Below are 18,275 nucleotides of genomic sequence, written 5' to 3'. Positions count from 1 at the left end.
TTCTCTTTTATTTTTTGTTTTTAATAAAAAAGAGGTCGATTTCTTGCTTGATTTTAATGGAATAAGTTAAGGTTTTAATGAAATCATTTGTAAATGATTAAATTGTTTGTGTTATTCTAAGTTTAATTAGCTACAGAAAACTGCGAATCGTATAAGTTTTTGTAATAGCCATCCGCTTTATTAAGCAGTTCCTGATGTGTTCCTTGCTCCACGATAAGTCCTTTATCCATTACAACAATCTTATCTGCGTTTACGATTGTTGCTAATCGGTGGGCAATAATTATCGAAGTTCTGCCTTTAGTAATAGTTTCAGTAGCACGTTGAATTAATTCTTCAGAATAAGTATCAATCGATGAGGTTGCTTCATCCAAAATCAAAATACTCGGATTACTTACATACGAACGTAAAAACGCGATCAATTGTCTTTGTCCAGACGACAGCATCACACCACGTTCTTTTACATCAAAATCATAATTATCAGGAAGACTCATAATGAAATCATGAACGCCAATTTTTTTAGCGGCTTCCAATACTTTTTCGCGTGTAATATCAGGATTATGTAAAGTTATATTATTGTAAATCGTATCAGCAAACAAAAATACATCCTGCAAAACCACAGCAATTTGTTTTCTTAAAGAAGCCAATGTATAGTTTTCGATATTATGTCCGTCAATATAAATGCTTCCGCTGTTGATTTCATAAAAGCGATTCAGCAAATTAATAATAGTAGATTTTCCGGCACCTGTAGAACCTACAATTGCAATAGTTTGTCCAGAATTGACAGACAAATCAATTCCTTTTATTACTTCTTCCTCAGGAATATAACTAAAACGAACATCCTTAAATTCAATACTTCCTTCAAATACAGGAGCTTCAATAGTTCCAGTGTCCTGAATATGATCTTGTGTGTCAATAATATCAAAAACACGATTCGCCGCAATCATTCCTAATTGCATCTCGTTGAATTTATCTGCAATCTGTCGTAACGGGTTAAAAAGCATTCCGATAAACATCGTATAAGAGAATAAATCTCCGAAAGTCGTAAAATGGTCTCCGTTCAAAATTTTGAATCCGCCAAAAACAACCACTAATCCTAAAGTAATTGACGAAATAATATCAGCAATCGGGAAGAAAATCGAGTTATATAAAATGGTCTTTATCCATGCAACTCGGTGTTTGTCATTTATAACTTTAAAATTTTCAGCTTCGATTTTTTCTCTGTTAAAAAGCTGTACGATTTTCATTCCTGTAACACGTTCCTGAACGAATGAATTCATATTTGCAATTTGAGTTCTTACTTCTTCAAAAGCAACTTGCATTTTGCGCTGAAAAATTCGGGTGATGTAAACCAAAATCGGCATGGCAACTACAACAATCCAAGTTAGTTTCCAGTTCATATAAAACATAAAAAGTAAAACCACCAGCATTTTCATCAAATCACTGATAATCATAAAAAGTCCTTGACTGAAAATACGGGCAATTGATTCAATATCCGAAACTGATCGGGTAACCAGTTGTCCAACCGGTACCAAATCAAAATACTTCATTCTAAAACTTAAAATATGTTTGAAAAGTTTGGTACGAATATCTTTTACAATGTCTTGCCCGAGCCAATTCGCCCAATAAACAAAATAGAATTGTGAAAAAACCTCCATTAAAAGTACGCCGCCCATTAAGACAATATATAGGAGTAAACCATATTTATCATGCGTCTTGATATAACCGTCAACCGTTTGTTTTAGTAAATAAGGACGAAGAGCAGCAAAAATCGATAGCGAAATTGCAAAAACAATAACGCCATAATAACGCCATTTATAAGGTTTTGTATATTTTAAAATTCGTTTGAATAATCCGGTATCGAATGCTTTTGCTTTCATGTATTTTAAGGAGCTATTCCTGCTTTTCGTTACAAGTTTTTCTCAAAAATATGTTTTTGTATTATTTTTATAAAGCTTCCGTTGGTCGCTCCATAAAAATTACAAAAACAATATTTTTTTCAAAAAAGCTTTTCACTGCAATCAGGGCTATTTTATGATGTAATCGTATTTTATTTCGGTTAAATATAAACCATGTGCAGGAACCGAAAATCCTGCTTTTTCTCTGCTTTTACTTGCAATAATGTTTTCAAAATCAGACAAAGAGATTTTATGCAGTCCTATGTTTACTAAAGTTCCCACAATAGAACGAACCATATTTCGTAAAAATCGGTTTGCCGAAATCGTAAAAATCAATTTGTTGTTTTCTTGTTTCCAATATGCCTCAAAAATCGTGCAATCAAATGTATTTACATCTGTATTTACTTTAGAAAAACATTGAAAGTCGGTATGATTCAATAAAATTTTTGCGGCTTCATTCATCAAAGCTACATCTAATTTTTGATTAAAATACCAGCTGAGTTCCTGTGAAAACGGATTTTTAACAGTGTTGATATGATATTCGTATGTTCGTTTTGTAGCATCAAATCGGCAATGCGCTTCATCATGAACCAAAATAATGTCATAAATGGCAATATCTTTAGGTAAATACGAATTCAGTTTATGCACTAAATTCGGAATGTCTAATTGAGTTTCAAAATCAAAATGTCCATACATTTCTTCGGCATGAACGCCAGTGTCTGTTCGCCCAGCGCCCATAACATTTATAGGCGAATTTAGTAAAACCGAAAGTGCTTTGTTTAAAGTTTCCTGAACAGAAGATGCATTGGGCTGAAATTGCCAGCCATGATAATGTGTTCCGTTATAAGCAAATTGAATAAAATATCTCACAGTAGAGGTTCAAAGGTTCAGAATGGCAAAGGTACGAAAAAAAGTGGCTAAGGTTCTAAGTTGCTAAGATGCTAAGTTTTTTTATACGTATAGATTGTAGAGACGCACAGCAGTGCGTCTAACTTCAGATTGGAAAATTTTTACTTATATATAAGGTATGACATTTCGATATAAATGTAAAATCGATTAACACCTTTATAATAAAATTCAGAAATAAAAATTTGCCATAATAATATCTCAGAATGTCAGAACCTTTGTTAAAATCGCTTAAAAGCCAAAATGCGAATCATAGTTTGTTCAGCTAAAAATCGTGTCAAAAATTGACAATTCCAACGATATAATTAAAGTCAAATTTTAACATTTTTAGGAAGAAATTTCCAAATGTTAATTTTTAAAAAATTTCATTTTAACATATCATATTTCTCCTATGTTTGTACAACTAAATATCAAAAACTATGAATGAAATTACTTCTTATTGGTGGATACTTTTAATTTTATTTGCCTTTCTTTTTTACAAATTTATTTTACGTGTTTTCTTCGGAATGGTGATCGTTCCTGAGGATAAAATTGGTTTAGTGACCAAAAAATTCGTTTTGTTTGGAGCCGACAAATCTTTGCCAGATGGCCGTATTATTGCGACTAAAGGCGAAGCGGGTTATCAGGCGCAAACACTTGCTCCAGGTTTATACTGGGGAATGTGGATCTGGCAATATTCAATCGATATGACTGGATTTACGATTATTCCGGAAGGAAAAATTGGATTGGTTTTAAGTAAAGACGGAAAGGAAATCCCAACCGGACGTATCTTAGCTAGAAGAGTAGACAGTGATAATTTTCAGGACGCTACCGCATTCTTGAATAACGGAGGTCAAAAAGGTCGTCAGACTGCTTTTATTACTACAGGATCTTATCGTATTAATACGTTTTTATTTGAAATTGTAGTTGCCGAGCAGATTAAGATTTATGAAAATATGATTGGTATCGTGACGGCTCTTGATGGTGAACCAATTCCGCAAGGTCAGATTGCTGGTAAGTTTGTTGAAGCGCATAATAACTTTCAAGATTTTGACAAGTTTTTGGAAAGTGGCGGAAATCGTGGTTTACAGCCTCAGGTAATGTTGGCAGGTTCGTATTATATCAATACATGGGGAATTCAAATTGAACAAAACCCAATGACAGATGTTCCAATTGGTTATGTTGGCGTTGTAATCTCCTATATTGGAGAAGATGGTCAGGATGTTACCGGAGATACTTTCAAACACGGAAATATTGTTTCTAAAGGACAGCGTGGTGTTTGGATGGAGCCACTTGGACCTGGAAAATATGCACTAAATAAATATACGACAAAGCTAGAAGCAGTGCCAACAACAAACTTGGTTTTAAACTGGGCAAATGCCAGAAGTGAATCGCATGATTTAGATAAAAATTTGTCTACAATTACAGTTCGTTCAAAAGATGGTTTCCCTTTTAATCTAGACGTTGCACAAATCATTCACGTTCCGGCTGCTGAAGCGCCAAAAGTAATTGCACGTTTTGGAAGTATGAATAACTTGGTTTCTCAGGTTTTAGAACCAACAATTGGTAACTATTTTAGAAACTCGGCTCAGGACAGTGATGTAATTTCGTTCTTGACAACAAGAAAAGAGCGTCAGGAATCGGCTAAAAATCATATTAAATTGGTGCTTGACGAATATAACGTAAATGCTGTTGATACCTTAATTGGAGATATCGTTCCACCAGATTCGTTGATGAAAACTTTGACTGACAGAAAATTAGCAGAAGAAGAGCAAAAAACATATCAAACGCAAAGAATGGCTCAGGAACAGCGTCAGGGAATGGAAAAAGAAACTGCTATTGCTGATATGCAGAAAGAAATTGTTCGTGCTTCACAAAGTGTTGAAATCGCACAAAGAACGGCAGATGCAACGGTAAAAAAAGCAGAAGGAGACGCAACAAGTTTGAAACTGAACGTAAATGCCGAAGCTGAAGCAACAAAAATGCGTGCAAGCGCTGAAGCCGAAGCGACTAAAGCAAGAGCAGGAGCACAGGCAGAAGCAACAAGATTAAATGCTAGCGCCGAAGCTGAAAAAATCTCAAAAACAGGTTTGGCCGAAGCGGAGAAAATTATGGCGATTGGTAAATCAACTGCTGAAGCTTATCAACTTCAGGTTAGTGCAATGGGAGGTGATAACTTTACCCGTTATAAAGTAACAGAAGAAATTGGTAAAGGAAATATCAAAGTAATTCCAGATGTATTGATTTCCGGAAATGGTGGTTCTGATGGTTCAATTAGTGGATTATTAGGATTGAAATTAATGGAAATGATGGATACTAAAGATTTAAAAGAAGGAAAAAACCCTAAAAAACAATAATTGTTTATCAATTTGATATCATAAATCCGATTTGCGAAAGCAAATCGGATTTTTTAATTAAAAAAGCCTTAGAACCTTAGCATCTTAGAACCTTAGCACCTTAGCACCTTTAAAAAAACCTTAGTATCTTAGCAACTTAGAATCTTAGCCTCTTAAAAAATGACAAAAATCCTTCTTCTTTCTGATACTCACAGTCACATTGACGATATTATTTTAAAATATGTAGTACAAGCAGACGAAGTTTGGCATGCCGGAGATATTGGAGATTTGAATGTTACCGATACAATTAAAAAAATAAAACCTTTGAGAGCGGTTTACGGAAATATCGACGATGCTAAAGCACGGTTGGAATTTCCGTTAAATAATCGTTTTATGTGCGAAAATGTATCAGTTTGGATTACACATATTGGAGGTTATCCGGGAAAATACAATCCGAACATCAGAGAAGAAATGGCTGCAAATCCTCCTAAATTATTTATTTGTGGACATTCTCACATTTTGAAAGTGATGTTCGATAAAAAGAATAACTTACTGCATATGAATCCAGGTGCGGCAGGAAAAAGCGGTTTTCATCAAATGCGAACGATGCTTCGATTTGTAATTGATGATGATAAAATCAAAGATTTGGAAATTATCGAAATAGGGAAAAAATAATGATTTTTAATGTGGAATCGGGATTTTTATTTTTACAGTAGTACCCTGATTCACTTTTGAAACAATATCAAAACTTCCTTTGAATTTTTTGATTCGGGCTCTTATTCTGTTTAAGCCAAAACCTTCATATTCATTCGTTTTTCTGGCATTAAACCCTAGTCCGTTATCTTGTACTTTAATGATGAAATTGTTTTCTGTTTCGTTTAGAATTAATTGCGCATTTGTTGCTTTACTGTGTTTTATAATGTTGTTAAATAATTCTGATATAATAAAATAGATTTTCATTTCAAATTTTTCGGTATATCGTTTATTGGATGAAATTGAACTGGTAAAATCAAAATTTAGAGTGTGATTTGAGTTTTTTTCGCATAAATCTTCCAATGCATAAATTAACCCAAAACGAACCAAAAGACTAGGAACAAGGTCATGTGACATATCTCGTAGAAGATCGTGTGCTTCGGCTAAAATGGCTTTTGCTTTTCGGATTTCTTCTGATTGTATATTGTTTTGTGTGGTAAAAGTATTGAGATGAAGCCCAACAGACGATAGCAACGAATTGATATTATCGTGCAAAAAAGAAGCTATTTTTTTACGTTCAATTTCTTGAGTATCAATTCCGGAATTAATGACATTTAAAAGAATCTTTTGCTTGAGATCTTTTCGTTTTATTTTTTGTTTTAATTTATTGTTTTGATAAAAGAAGTAAAATAAAAAAAAGAGGATAATAACAAGAACAATCCCTAAACTCACTACTTTTTTATTTCGAAGTTTTTCAAGCTTATTTAATTCGGCAATGCTTATCTTTTTTGATATAGATGTGTTTTGAACGTTTTCTTTTGGAATTTCTTTTTGCTGACTAAAAGCAGGATTTTCATTAAAAAAAATAATGACAAAGAATAAGATTGCAATTTTAAAAATGCGCATAATTAAAGCTGTTTTAAATCATTTTTCAGATTAAGGATTTATCAGATTATGTTTTAAAGCATATTTGACTAAGCCAATTGTATTTTTTGTCTGTAGTTTTTTCATGATATTTTTTCGATGCGTTTCAACAGTATTAAGACTGATAAAGAGCTGCTCGCTTATTTCTTTTCCACTATATTCGAGTGATATTAAAGTGACGATTTCAATTTCGCGCGGACTTAAAATGGGATTTTCAATATAGACGCTGTTGTTTAATTGTGGGTTATTTTGCGTAAAACTGTTGAATATTTTTTCTCTTATTAAATCTGAAAAATATTCTTGTCCTTTATAAACCGTTTTAATTGCTTCAATAATATTTTCACCTGCACATTTTTTTGTGAGATACCCTTTTGCCCCTAATTTCATGACTTCTTTAATGATTTTTAAATCATCATAACTGGAAAGAATAATGACTTTCAATGGATTTTTCTGAGCATAAAATTCCTGTAAAACTTTAATTCCATCTTTTTCAGTCATGCTGATATCCAGAACTAAGATATCGGCATTATTTTGCATAACATCATTATATACTGTAGTTCCATCCAGGGAGCTGCCAACAACTTCAAAGTTTTCAACTGTTTGTAATAAATTGGTTAGACCATCAATAAGTACTTGATGATCATCTGCAAGATGAATCCTTATTTTTGATGTCATGATAAATTTGATTAAGAAAATGCAAATTTACCATGGAAATGATCTTTAGAAGTGCTCTTTAAGTTTGATTTGTAATAATATAGGGCACAAAAAAAACCCGAATAAATTCGGGTTTTTCTTCGCACAAAAAATTAAGTTTATAGGTTTATCTCAAACGATCTACAGATTTTACAAGATCTTCGTCCTTTTTGATGGCCTTATTAGCTAAAACTAATAATACGATAGCAACAATCGGAAGAAACATCCCAATACCTTTCTCAGAAACAGCTGTAGCCGTTTCTCCAGATAAATTTAGTGATCGATATACAAATAATCCTAATAAAATTAAATTTAATATTATGTTCAGTCTGTTCATCACAAACTGATTTTGTCTTTTTTTGTATGATATAATACTGATAATAGTCAGCATTGTACTTAGCCCTAATAATACAGTGTAAACCTGATCCTGCATAAAGTAAAAAGGTTTACCGCCATTTAATGACCAAAGTGGTATAAAAAATAATAAAACCCCTGTAATTACAAAGGTAAGAATTAAATATACGGTTTGAATTCTTTGTAACATAACTTGAAATTGTTTTACAAAAATATATTTTCTTTTTTATAAATACTATTGTATGATTAAAATTTATTCGTATTATTGCATCATAATACCGTAAGCACTTCATACTGCGGTCAATTGAAATCATTTATCTACCTACTTTTTACAGTATTTCCTTTAAAATAATTAAATTCATAGAACATTCATGTTTGATATTTCTGCATTAAAAGAAATGAAGCTTTCTGAGCTTCAAGAAATAGCTAAGTTGGCTAAAACTATAAAGTTTAATGGTGTTAAAAAAGAGACTCTGATTACTCAGATTTTAGCGCATCAAGAAGCGACTATTGCGCCGCCGGCACCTGCTGTGGCTGATAAGGAAATAGCAGACGAAAAACCAAAAAGAGCAAGAATAGCTCCTGTAAAAAAAGCAGCAGCACCAAAAAATGCTCCAGTTTTAGAATTTGATAAAGTCGAAGAAGCTGCTCCTGAAAAAAAGGAAGCTGCACCAACGACTAAACCAAAAATTCAGTCGGCACCAAAAATTCAGGCTGAACCAAAAGTTCAGGAAAGTACTGAAAGCCCTGTGGAAGTGAAGAAAGAGCCAAAAATTGTTAAGTTCAACAAATCGGCTTATGAAAAAAAGGTAGCGCTGCAAAAAGAAAAAGAGGCAACAAAAGATACTGTAAAAGAAGTGATTGCCGAAGAAAGTACTGAAAATACTGCTCCAATTGCAGAAAAAACGGAAAATGCCCCTCAGGTAAAAAAGATAAATCCGAATCAAAATAAAAATCAAAACCCTAATCAAAACCAAAATCCGAATCAGAATCCAAACCAAAATGGAAACGGTAATGGAAATGGGAATAACGGAAATCAAAACCCAAATCATAAAAATAAAAAAAATAATAATTTCAGAGATTCAGATTTCGAATTTGACGGAATTATCGAAAGTGAAGGTGTTCTTGAAATGATGCCAGACGGTTACGGATTTTTACGTTCATCAGATTATAATTATTTAGCTTCTCCAGATGATATTTATTTATCAACTTCACAAATCAGATTGTTTGGTTTAAAAACTGGAGATACAGTAAAAGGAGTGGTTCGTCCTCCTAAAGAAGGTGAGAAGTTTTTCCCTTTAGTTCGTGTACTTAAAATCAATGGTCACGACCCGCAAGTAGTTCGCGATAGAGTTTCTTTTGAGCACTTGACACCTGTTTTTCCTTCTGAAAAATTCAAATTAGCCGAAAAAGGCAGTTCTATATCAACTCGTATTATCGATTTATTTTCTCCGATAGGAAAAGGACAACGTGGAATGATCGTTGCACAGCCTAAAACGGGTAAAACAATGCTTTTAAAGGATATTGCAAATGCAATTGCTGCCAATCATCCTGAAGTTTATTTAATTGTTCTTTTGATTGATGAGCGTCCTGAAGAGGTTACCGATATGCAAAGAAGTGTTCGTGGTGAAGTTATTGCGTCAACTTTCGACAGAGAACCACAAGAACACGTGAAAATTGCTAATATTGTTCTTGAAAAAGCAAAACGTTTAGTTGAATGCGGACATGATGTTGTAATCTTATTAGATTCGATTACACGTTTAGCGAGAGCTTACAACACGGTTCAGCCGGCTTCTGGAAAAGTATTAAGTGGAGGTGTTGATGCGAATGCATTACAAAAACCAAAACGTTTCTTTGGAGCTGCAAGAAATGTAGAAAATGGAGGTTCGCTAAGTATCATCGCAACAGCATTGACTGAAACAGGTTCTAAAATGGATGAGGTTATCTTTGAAGAATTTAAAGGAACTGGAAACATGGAACTTCAGTTGGATCGTAAAATTGCAAACAAACGTATTTTCCCTGCAATCGATCTTACTTCGTCAAGTACACGTCGTGATGATTTATTATTAGACGAAAAAACGTTACAAAGAATGTGGATTATGCGTAAATATCTATCAGATATGAACCCAGTAGAATCAATGGATTTTGTAAACGACCGTTTCAAGAAAACTAGAAACAACGAAGAGTTTTTGATTTCGATGAATGACTAAGGAAAGGTTCTAAGGTACTGAGGGACTAAGGTTCTAAGGTTTTTATACTTTGAGATTAATTTAAAATATAAAAAAGGGATGAGTTTTTAAACTCATCCCTTTTTTGTTTGTCTTAGAACCTCAGTCCCTCAGTCCCTCAGTACCTTATTTCTTATCAACTACAGGTCTATTTTCTCTGTTTGCTAAATCCCACGCAAGTACAAAAGCAAGTTGTGCTCTTTTTGCTAAGGCATCGTATTCTATTTTTTCAGGTGTATCATCTTTTCCGTGGTAGTCTTCGTGAACTCCATTGAAGAAAAAGATTGACGGAATACCATGTTTTGCAAAGTTATAATGATCAGAACGCTCGTAAAAATGATTTGGATCTTTTGGATCATTAAATTTGAAATCCAAGTTCATTTTGATGTATTTGTCATTTTGAGCTACAACTGCGTTGTGTAATTCACTAGATAATCTGTCTGCTCCAATTACATATACATAATTATTTGTATTTGCGTGCTCAACATCGCGGCGTCCAATCATGTCAATGTTGATATCTGTAATTGTATTGGCAATTGGAAATAATGGATTTTCAGAATAAAAACGAGAACCATGTAAGCCATGTTCTTCGCCAGTTACGTGAAGAAACAAAATAGAACGTTTTGGTCCATGTCCTTCTTTTTTAGCTTTCGCAAATGCTTTTGCAATTTCCATAACGGCTACAGTTCCAGAACCATCATCATCGGCTCCGTTGTAAACTTCACCATCTTTAATTCCAACGTGATCGTAATGCGCAGAAATTACTAAAACTTCATTTGGTTTTTCAGAACCTTCGATATACGCCCAGATATTTTCTGAATCCGGTAAATTTTCATTGCGTCTTGCATTTAAAAATGATGCTGGAATATGCTGATAGTAATCTGCAGCTCCTTTAGGGAATGAGATTTTATTTTTTTTGTATTGTTCGATCATGTAAAGTCCCGCTTTCTTTTGTCCTTTTGAACCAGTTTCACGGCCTTCCATTTCATCAGAAGCAACAACATAAAGCATTTTTTTCAAGTCTTTTGCCGTGATCGAGTTCATGTATTTCGTTGGGTCTGAATTGTCTTTTGAAGCAACAGACTGCGCATTTTTACATGAAAACGCCGAAGCAATTAATAAAAGAAGTACAATTTTTTTCATTTTGGGTTAGTGTAAATTAATGAATATGTATAACATATAGAATGTCAGTAAAAATAGGATAAAAAAGAAGTTTATGAAAAATAATGTTACACTTTTAACAAATGACACGAATCTCGTTTCTCCATAAAAACGATGATGCGCCGGATAAAAGTAGTAGCACATCCAGATGATACCTACAAAATTTGTAATACCTGCTATTGCTTCTGCAATACCATTTCCTCCAAATAACGCGGCTACTTTATTGACAATAAATAAGATCAGAAAGATTAAGAGCAAAAACGAAAAATAATGCAGTGTAAAAATTCCGTGATCAAAATAATACCATCTTTTTTTATTATGAAAAATCCATAAGAAAAAGGCGAAGAAAGGCATTATAATAAAGAGAATTTTCGGAATGTTGTGAATAAACGATTCGATGAATTTTTCTATAATTTCCTTTTTAGTGTTAGTTTCAGTCACGTGAACAACTTTTTCATAAATCCAATATTGAAAATCAGAAAGTTTATCATCTTCTTTTCCGTATTTCTGAATTGAATCGATTTCTTTCATCGTCTTTAATTCAAAATGACTTTTGTCGTTAAAAGTTTTAACTACTTTTTTACCTTTTTCATCCTTTGTAGTTTGCGAAAAAAGCTGATTTTCTCCTTTATTGAGTTCTTCCGTTACCTTATTAGGAAACAGAGCAATCAATAAAAAAGTGATAAAACTTATGAAAATATAAAGGCGAACCGGAGCCAGATAAGACAGCCTTTTTCCAGAAAGATATTCTTTTGTTAATGTTGAAGGCTTTAGAAGCAAGTTTCTGATTGTTTTCCAAAATGCATTTTCATAATGCGTTAAATCTTCAAAAAAATGAACAAATAAATGATGGAAAGTTTTTCGTGTATCGCTGTTTTCCTGTCCGCAGTTGGGACAAAATTTTTGCTCGACTACATGCCTGCAGTTCAGGCAGGTTTTGTCTTCTCTGATTTTATTGTGTGACATTGGTTTATTTAGTTGATTTGGTGTTTTGGGTTAGTTTTTGGGTTTTACTTCTTAAGTACTTCGTTTAAGAAAAGTAATAAATGATCAAAAGATCGTTTTGCAGCTACAGGATTATAGGCAGCGCCTTTAGAATTGTCGCTTCCAGCTTCCGGATTTGTGAAAGAATGAACTGAATCTGCATAATAAATCATTTGCCAGTCGGCTTTTGAGTCACGCATTTCTTGCTGAAAAGCGGCAACTTCTTCTTTTGAAACAAAAGGATCATCTGCACCATGACAAATCAAAACTTTAGCTGTAATTGGTTCTGTTTTTCGGGATGCGTCTTTGCCTAAACCGCCATGAAATGAAGCCACTCCTTTTACATTCAAATGTCCGCGTGCCGCTTCAAGAACGCCTGTTCCTCCAAAACAATATCCAATTACCACAATATTATCAGCATTTGCACCTGATTTAATTAATTCCTGTAATGCTGCATTGATTCTTTTTTGATAAGCTTCGTAATTGGTTTTATAAAAACCAGCTTGTTTTCCTGCTTCAGAAGTGTTTTTTGGATAATTTCCTTCGCCATAAATATCGGCTATGAAAACATGGTAGCCCAATTTTGACAAATCTTCGGCATATTTTTTAGAAGCATTGTCAATTCCGAGCCAAGCCGGCAAAAGCAAAATCCCAGGATTCTGACTGCTTTTTTTAGCAGATTTTATAGATAAACCGTTTAATGCCTGATTTCCATCGGCATATTTTACGGGCTTTAATTGTGCGTTTATAGTGTTAGAAAACAGTATGGTAGCAAAAATAAGAAGAGCTGAATTTTTCATGATTTTACAATTTTAAACAAATATCAGAAATATTCTCTTATAAAAAAACCTCGAAAGAAAGTTCTTCCAAGGTTTGTTTGTAATGTTTTTTCTGATCAAAATTATTCGCCGGGATGATACGTTTTTTCGGCATTTTTAGTAACATCTTCTTTATAAAAAAGAACATCTTTAAATTGTCCTTTTCGATACATTTCGGCCTGATCAGTGAAATGTTTTGAGTTTTCGTCTCCACTGTTTCCGCCAGCCAATAATGATTTTGCTTTTATTTTTGGTCCAAATTCAACCGCACAGATAAAACTGTTTCCATTATAACCATAACGTTTTTTAGAATTATTCTGATAACTGCTTTTGAAAGAAGGCAAACTTCCCCATGAACCCGGTCCATAACCAATTGGAATACTTGGTTTTGAATCGTCATATTTTAAATCAATTGCGCCGCTTGAACGCTGAAAACGGTTTATTTCGCCCCAAGCGACTTGCCATCTTCCAAATTTTGACTCTAAATCTTTCAATACTGCTTGTAATTGCGGAATCATTTGTGCTGTCGTAGCATTTTTTGCAAAATTCTTCGTGTTTTCAACTTGATCTAATTCGCCTTCATCAATGTAAGCTTTTAGAATAATTGGGTCTAATTTATAAGCCCATTCAACGGCCAGAGTAGTTGCAACCGAATTTTCTTTGGCATAATAATCCCAATATTTCAGTATTGAAATTGGCTCTTTTAAAGCAGCATATTCTGGTGATTGTACGTTTATGTTTTTCTCGAAAACATTTACTAAACTCGGAATCAATATTTCGAAAATTGATAATTTAGAATCATAACCATCAGCAATTACTTTGTCTAAAGTGTATTTGTTGCCTTTGCTGAAAATTCGGACTGCATTAATTCCTCTAAAATTTTCTCCATCTGGCGCCATATAAGGAATATAATCAGCTTTTTTTGGACTGTTTATCCCAGCAACAGAAAAAGGAGTAGAGTTGCAGTTTTGCAGCCAGCCATTTACAGGATTATATAAATGAACAGTTTCGTTTACTTCATGCAAACCTTTCCATTGTGTTGCAGAAATTGAACCATCAATTACTTTTGACCAATTTAAATTTTTGTCCCGAATTGGAATAAAATTGCCATGCCAATACGCTATATTTCCTTTATTATCGGCATAAACAGTATTGTTTGATGTATTGGCTTTCAAATCCATTGCTTTTTTGTAATCGTCAAAACTGGTCGATTTTGTTCGTACCCAACTTTGAATCAAACTTGTCATTGATCTGTTATTTGATTTTAAGCTGATCCATTTCCCGTCGCGTTTAGCCATAATTGGGCCATTGTTGGTAAAATAGGTTTTGAATTTTTTTGGAATCAATTTTCCATTTTCGGTATAATTGATAGTGATTTCTTTTTCAATTACAGGCAACAGTTTGTTATCAAATTCGTAAAATAATTTCCCTTTTTGATTGACGATTTTTTCTGCGTACATATCTGCAACATCCACATTTGATGATGTATGCATCCAACCGCAGTTTTCGTTGAAACCTTGATAAATAAAGAATTGTCCCCAAGTTACTGCGCCGTAAACATTCAAACCTTCTTCGCTCGTAATTTGAACCTCGGGTCTGAAATAAAAAGTTGTATGCGGATTTATATATAAAATGGCATTTCCGTCAGCGGTTTTAGATGGCGCAAATGCAAATCCGTTTGATCCGGTTTGAACGTATTTTTCTCTTTCTACGTAAGCCACTTTATCATTATTTCCAGAGTAAAAAGCTTTCAAATCGGCTGTTGAAAGGTCGGCGGTACTAATCGCGCCAATACTTCCGTCAGTCCAAAGTAACGGAAACCACGGTTCAAAATGTGTTAAAAGTGCCGGTTTTACTTCTGGATGTTTGTATAAATAAAAATTGATGGCATCGGCATAACTATTCAAAAGCTTTTTTAGCCATACAGGCGCTTTTGTATAATCAGCTTTTGCTTCGTTGACGTCAATCAGTAGTTTGATTTCTAAATCATTGTACAAAACCGATTGCCCTTTTATTTCTGAAAGACGTCCCAGTTTTTCAATATAATTCATTTCAATTCTTTTGAAATCGTCTTCACATTGCGCGTACAATAATCCAAAAACAGCATCGGCATCTGTTTTTCCATAAACATGCGGAATTCCCCAATTGTCTCTAATTATAGTAACTTGTTTGGCAAGATTTTCTAATCGGGCGACTTCTTTTGTGTTGATTTTTTGTGCCGAAATTTGAAAACTCACACAAATGAAAAAGAAGGATTTTATTATTTTAGAATAGAAATGCATGATTATTTGATATTAAATTTTTGACCGGGAGTGTAAATGCTCATTTGTAAATTCTCGATCGATATAAGATTGTTTTTGTTTGATTTTTTGATGCCTTTTGGCTTGCGAACTACAATAACCTCGCTTTCTCCAGCAACTTCAACCTGATTATTTCGAACAATTATTGCAGTTGCCTCATCGATACCAATTCCTGTTAGCTCTGGAAATTCAACTAAAGCAGAAAGTAATCTGTTGTAACGGTTTCTTTTTAAGAAATGCTGATCAATAACCGCAGTTTTCAATAATCCCAAACCTTCCGAAGTTTCTAAATTATCGTATCGAATATTGTCAAAAGTTCCCGAATATTCTTTTTCTAATTTCTGATTTCCCGTAATCATTTTTTCAGACATTACGGCTGCTCCGGCGCTCGTTCCAGAAATGGTACTTCCGTTTTCATATGCTTTTTGAATTGCTGTTTTGATTGGCGTATTATGAACAACGGACATAAAACGGCTTTGATCGCCTCCGCTAATAAAAATCAATTTTGCTTTTTGAACGGAGTCTGTAAGTTTTTTGTTTTGTGCAGTTGCTGCAGTGAAATTCAGCATCACAATTGGGTTTTCGGTTAGTTTTACCATTTGCGTTTTAAAGAAAATAAACGAACTATCTGGTTCTTCACTCGACATTGGCAAAACCACTATATAATCTTTTTTCCCTAATTCGGCTACAGCCAAAACCTGTTTCATTAAAGCATCTGAACGATCGCCTCCGCCAATGATGAATAATTTCCCTTTTGGATTTTGTGCCTGCATTAAAAAGCTTGTCAATAACAATAACACCGAAATTGATTTTTGGAAAGAAAATTTAAAAAGAAACTGATTTTTCATAGTTATTCGGTTTAATTATTTGGATTTTCTAAAAATTTTGAAAGAGAAGAATTGACAATAAAAAGCACATCTTTTATTTTGTCAAAATCTACTTTCGAAGCTTTGTCGTTCGGTGTATGATAATCATCGTGAAAACCGCTGAAAAAAGTCATAATAGGAATTCCTTTTGCGGTAAATGATGCGTAATCGCTTCCTGAATGCCCGTTCGTTTCCCATAAATCTAAACTAAACGGATTTTGAAGTTTCGCATTGATTTCGGTGGACATTTTTCTCAAATTTCCATCTTCTTTTTGAGTTCCAATACTTAAAATTCGTTGTAATTTATCTTCTGGTGCACTTCTGGAAATCATATCCATATTGATTGCCAACAGTATTTTTTGTTTGCTGAAATCAAAATTCTGAACAAAATACTCGCTTCCTAAAAGTCCCATTTCTTCGGCAGTCCATGAAGCAAAAAGAATATTGTAGGGAGGTTTTATTTTAGATTCCGACCAATTTTTTGCTAAAGCCAGCATTCCTGAAGTTCCCGATGCATTATCATCGGCACCGTTGTAAATTGAATCTTTTATAATTCCTAAATGATCGTAATGTGCACCAACAATAATAGTTTTTGTAGAATCTTTTCCCTGAATCATTCCTAAAACATTTCGAACAGGAAAAGTTTCAGTCTGTAATTCAATGGAGAAATTAATTTCTGTGTTTTTTAATAGGGAAGAAGAAGTTTGAAGTTTCAGAGCTTTCTTTTCAAATGTTTCCAATGAAATTTTAGTTTCAGATAAAAGTTTTTCGCCCGCCGATTTATTCAGCCTAAAAATTGGAATCGAAACATTTGATGTGGTTTCCAAAGAATGAAAAACATCATTTTCTTTTGATTCTTTTGTTTTGAAATTTGCTTTAGAATCGACAATAATTAAAGTAATTGCGCCTTTGTTTATAGCATTCTGCAATTTTATTTCTTCTAAATTATTTTCTTCAGGAAATAACTTTTTGAATTTCTGATAAACTTTAGATGTTGTGTCCTGATGGCTTGGAAATCCTTTTACTATCACAACGATTTTATTTTTTACATCTAGATTTTTATAATCGTTATAACTTCCGTTAGGAGCACTTAATCCATAACCTGCAAAAACTACTTGTGCATTTTTTTGTAAAGATGTTGAAATTGGTTTAACTCTAAAATCTGTTTCTGGTGAAAGTGTAATGGTTTCTTTTCCTTTTTTGATTTCGAAAGCTGTTTTGGTAATCGTATGTTCTAAAACTTTAAAATCCTGAAAATAGTCTTCAGATCTGTAAGGCTTCAGCTGATACAAACTCATCATTGAGGCAACATATTCTGAAGCCATAAAACCGCCTTTTTGCGTGGCACCGCGTCCTTCCATCCAATCTGAAGCCAAAAAAGAAAGTGTTCCTGTAAAATCACTTTTAGAAGGATTTGGAATTGAAATCTGCGAAAACAGCATTGATTTACAGCAAAAAAGAGTAAATAAAAGCAGGATTCGTAAACGCATTTTTTTAGTTTAAAAGTTGATTATAATGAAATGTTTCTTTTAAAAGCACAACCTAATTCTATAATAGAATCAGTTTTGGCAATTCCGGGAATGTTATCGATTTTCTCGTAAAGAATTTTTCGCATGTGTTCGTGATTCTTCGCTACAATTTTTATGTAAAGCGTAAAAGAACCTGTAACATAATAACACTCTGTGATTTCGGGAATTTTTTTCATTTCTTCGATAATTCGATCAGAATCAGAATCTTTATTTAATGTGATTCCGGTGAAAGAAGCCCAATCATAACCAATATTTTTTTCTTGTATAATAGGTTTAATTCCGCCAATTACACCTTGCTCAATCATTCTGTTGATTCGCTGATGTACCATGGTGTTGGAGATTTTTAAATTGGTTGCAATTGCAGAAAAAGCCATTCTTCCGTCTTTTTCTAATTCCTTCAGTATATTAATATCGAATTCGTCTAAAATATCCATTCGTTCAAATTGAGTTTGTTTTCTTTTTTTTTGATTTATAAAAGTAACTATTTTTTTCAATAATCAGGAATAAAATCAAAACATTGAATAGGTGAATTTGATTTTAATTTCGTTTTAAAAATTAAATTTGACTTATTTTAATAGAATATAAGTTTAATTTTTGCTTTTTTATAGC

At 33.3% G+C, this 18,275-nt stretch carries 15 protein-coding genes; 3 read left to right on the top strand and 12 right to left on the bottom strand.

The genetic code is table 11. The annotated features are described in order from the left end of the window. Positions 1–122 precede the first annotated feature (122 nt). On the bottom strand, positions 123–1,877 hold the full coding sequence (locus tag GQ47_RS08105) for an ABC transporter ATP-binding protein (protein WP_035647101.1): 1,755 nt from the start codon (positions 1,875–1,877) through the stop codon (positions 123–125). Between the two features lie 147 nt (positions 1,878–2,024). Next, on the bottom strand, positions 2,025–2,765 hold the full coding sequence (gene truA / locus GQ47_RS08100; protein WP_035647099.1) for a tRNA pseudouridine(38-40) synthase TruA: 741 nt from the start codon (positions 2,763–2,765) through the stop codon (positions 2,025–2,027). Between the two features lie 455 nt (positions 2,766–3,220). Here truA and GQ47_RS08095 point away from each other — a divergent pair, with 455 nt between their 5' ends. Both GQ47_RS08095 and GQ47_RS08090 read left to right on the top strand, forming a co-directional pair. Then, positions 3,221–5,137, top strand: coding sequence for an SPFH domain-containing protein (locus GQ47_RS08095; protein ID WP_035647098.1), 1,917 nt, complete (start codon positions 3,221–3,223; stop codon positions 5,135–5,137). A gap of 159 nt (positions 5,138–5,296) precedes the next feature. Then, the gene (locus GQ47_RS08090; RefSeq protein WP_035647096.1) at positions 5,297–5,791 is read left to right on the top strand and encodes a metallophosphoesterase family protein; all 495 of its coding nucleotides are present in this window, start codon (positions 5,297–5,299) and stop codon (positions 5,789–5,791) included. 6 nt (positions 5,792–5,797) lie between these two features. Here the strand turns inward: GQ47_RS08090 and GQ47_RS08085 are convergent, their stop codons facing one another. The 3 genes from GQ47_RS08085 to GQ47_RS08075 all read right to left on the bottom strand — a co-directional run bounded on the left by GQ47_RS08085 (position 5,798) and on the right by GQ47_RS08075 (position 7,970). Then, a complete protein-coding gene (locus GQ47_RS08085; protein WP_035647094.1) occupies positions 5,798–6,715 on the bottom strand; it encodes a sensor histidine kinase in 918 nt (305 codons plus the stop codon). A 30-nt stretch (positions 6,716–6,745) separates the two neighbouring features. Next, positions 6,746–7,408, bottom strand: a complete 663-nt coding sequence (locus tag GQ47_RS08080; RefSeq protein WP_035647093.1) for a response regulator — start codon at positions 7,406–7,408, stop codon at positions 6,746–6,748. 145 nt (positions 7,409–7,553) lie between these two features. Further along, positions 7,554–7,970: a DUF4293 domain-containing protein gene (locus tag GQ47_RS08075; RefSeq protein WP_035647092.1), complete on the bottom strand. Its 417-nt coding sequence runs from the start codon at positions 7,968–7,970 to the stop codon at positions 7,554–7,556. A 181-nt stretch (positions 7,971–8,151) separates the two neighbouring features. Here GQ47_RS08075 and rho point away from each other — a divergent pair, with 181 nt between their 5' ends. Further along, the gene (gene rho / locus GQ47_RS08070; protein WP_035647091.1) at positions 8,152–9,990 is read left to right on the top strand and encodes a transcription termination factor Rho; all 1,839 of its coding nucleotides are present in this window, start codon (positions 8,152–8,154) and stop codon (positions 9,988–9,990) included. 144 nt (positions 9,991–10,134) lie between these two features. On the opposite strand, the gene GQ47_RS08065 is transcribed toward rho, so the two are convergent. The 7 genes from GQ47_RS08065 to GQ47_RS08035 form a co-directional block, all read right to left on the bottom strand. Continuing rightward, positions 10,135–11,151 carry a M28 family peptidase gene (locus GQ47_RS08065; RefSeq protein WP_035647090.1) on the bottom strand — a complete coding sequence of 339 codons (1,017 nt, stop codon included), beginning with the start codon at positions 11,149–11,151 and terminating at the stop codon, positions 10,135–10,137. Between the two features lie 6 nt (positions 11,152–11,157). Further along, entirely contained in the window at positions 11,158–12,135 is a 978-nt protein-coding gene (locus GQ47_RS08060) for a DUF3667 domain-containing protein (protein ID WP_035647089.1), read from the bottom strand. A 44-nt stretch (positions 12,136–12,179) separates the two neighbouring features. Beyond that, the gene (locus GQ47_RS08055; RefSeq protein WP_035647088.1) at positions 12,180–12,953 is read right to left on the bottom strand and encodes a dienelactone hydrolase family protein; all 774 of its coding nucleotides are present in this window, start codon (positions 12,951–12,953) and stop codon (positions 12,180–12,182) included. A gap of 101 nt (positions 12,954–13,054) precedes the next feature. Further along, positions 13,055–15,253 carry a penicillin acylase family protein gene (locus GQ47_RS08050; protein WP_035647087.1) on the bottom strand — a complete coding sequence of 733 codons (2,199 nt, stop codon included), beginning with the start codon at positions 15,251–15,253 and terminating at the stop codon, positions 13,055–13,057. Positions 15,254–15,255: 2 nt separating this feature from the next. Further along, positions 15,256–16,119 carry a cyanophycinase gene (locus GQ47_RS08045; RefSeq protein WP_035647086.1) on the bottom strand — a complete coding sequence of 288 codons (864 nt, stop codon included), beginning with the start codon at positions 16,117–16,119 and terminating at the stop codon, positions 15,256–15,258. Positions 16,120–16,130: 11 nt separating this feature from the next. Continuing rightward, positions 16,131–17,627 carry a M20/M25/M40 family metallo-hydrolase gene (locus GQ47_RS08040; RefSeq protein WP_081909331.1) on the bottom strand — a complete coding sequence of 499 codons (1,497 nt, stop codon included), beginning with the start codon at positions 17,625–17,627 and terminating at the stop codon, positions 16,131–16,133. 20 nt (positions 17,628–17,647) lie between these two features. Beyond that, a complete protein-coding gene (locus tag GQ47_RS08035) occupies positions 17,648–18,100 on the bottom strand; it encodes an Lrp/AsnC family transcriptional regulator (RefSeq protein ID WP_035648092.1) in 453 nt (150 codons plus the stop codon). Positions 18,101–18,275 lie beyond the last annotated feature (175 nt).

It is taken from the genome of Flavobacterium sp. ASV13 (genome assembly GCF_000745775.1).
GTDB lineage: Bacteria > Bacteroidota > Bacteroidia > Flavobacteriales > Flavobacteriaceae > Flavobacterium.
Note: the sequence above shows the minus strand (reverse complement) of the source record. Positions and strands in the feature narration are given on the sequence as shown.

Excerpts from the sequence above, each read along its gene's own strand:
- GQ47_RS08105 (WP_035647101.1), bottom strand. The coding sequence starts at position 1,877 with ATGAAAGCAAAAGCATTCGATACCGGATTATTCAAACGAATTTTAAAA.
- GQ47_RS08095 (WP_035647098.1), top strand. The coding sequence starts at position 3,221 with ATGAATGAAATTACTTCTTATTGGTGGATACTTTTAATTTTATTTGCC.
- GQ47_RS08090 (WP_035647096.1), top strand. The coding sequence starts at position 5,297 with ATGACAAAAATCCTTCTTCTTTCTGATACTCACAGTCACATTGACGAT.
- GQ47_RS08085 (WP_035647094.1), bottom strand. The coding sequence starts at position 6,715 with ATGCGCATTTTTAAAATTGCAATCTTATTCTTTGTCATTATTTTTTTT.
- GQ47_RS08080 (WP_035647093.1), bottom strand. The coding sequence starts at position 7,408 with ATGACATCAAAAATAAGGATTCATCTTGCAGATGATCATCAAGTACTT.
- GQ47_RS08075 (WP_035647092.1), bottom strand. The coding sequence starts at position 7,970 with ATGTTACAAAGAATTCAAACCGTATATTTAATTCTTACCTTTGTAATT.
- rho (WP_035647091.1), top strand. The coding sequence starts at position 8,152 with ATGTTTGATATTTCTGCATTAAAAGAAATGAAGCTTTCTGAGCTTCAA.
- GQ47_RS08065 (WP_035647090.1), bottom strand. The coding sequence starts at position 11,151 with ATGAAAAAAATTGTACTTCTTTTATTAATTGCTTCGGCGTTTTCATGT.
- GQ47_RS08060 (WP_035647089.1), bottom strand. The coding sequence starts at position 12,135 with ATGTCACACAATAAAATCAGAGAAGACAAAACCTGCCTGAACTGCAGG.
- GQ47_RS08055 (WP_035647088.1), bottom strand. The coding sequence starts at position 12,953 with ATGAAAAATTCAGCTCTTCTTATTTTTGCTACCATACTGTTTTCTAAC.
- GQ47_RS08050 (WP_035647087.1), bottom strand. The coding sequence starts at position 15,253 with ATGCATTTCTATTCTAAAATAATAAAATCCTTCTTTTTCATTTGTGTG.
- GQ47_RS08045 (WP_035647086.1), bottom strand. The coding sequence starts at position 16,119 with ATGAAAAATCAGTTTCTTTTTAAATTTTCTTTCCAAAAATCAATTTCG.
- GQ47_RS08040 (WP_081909331.1), bottom strand. The coding sequence starts at position 17,627 with ATGCGTTTACGAATCCTGCTTTTATTTACTCTTTTTTGCTGTAAATCA.
- GQ47_RS08035 (WP_035648092.1), bottom strand. The coding sequence starts at position 18,100 with ATGGATATTTTAGACGAATTCGATATTAATATACTGAAGGAATTAGAA.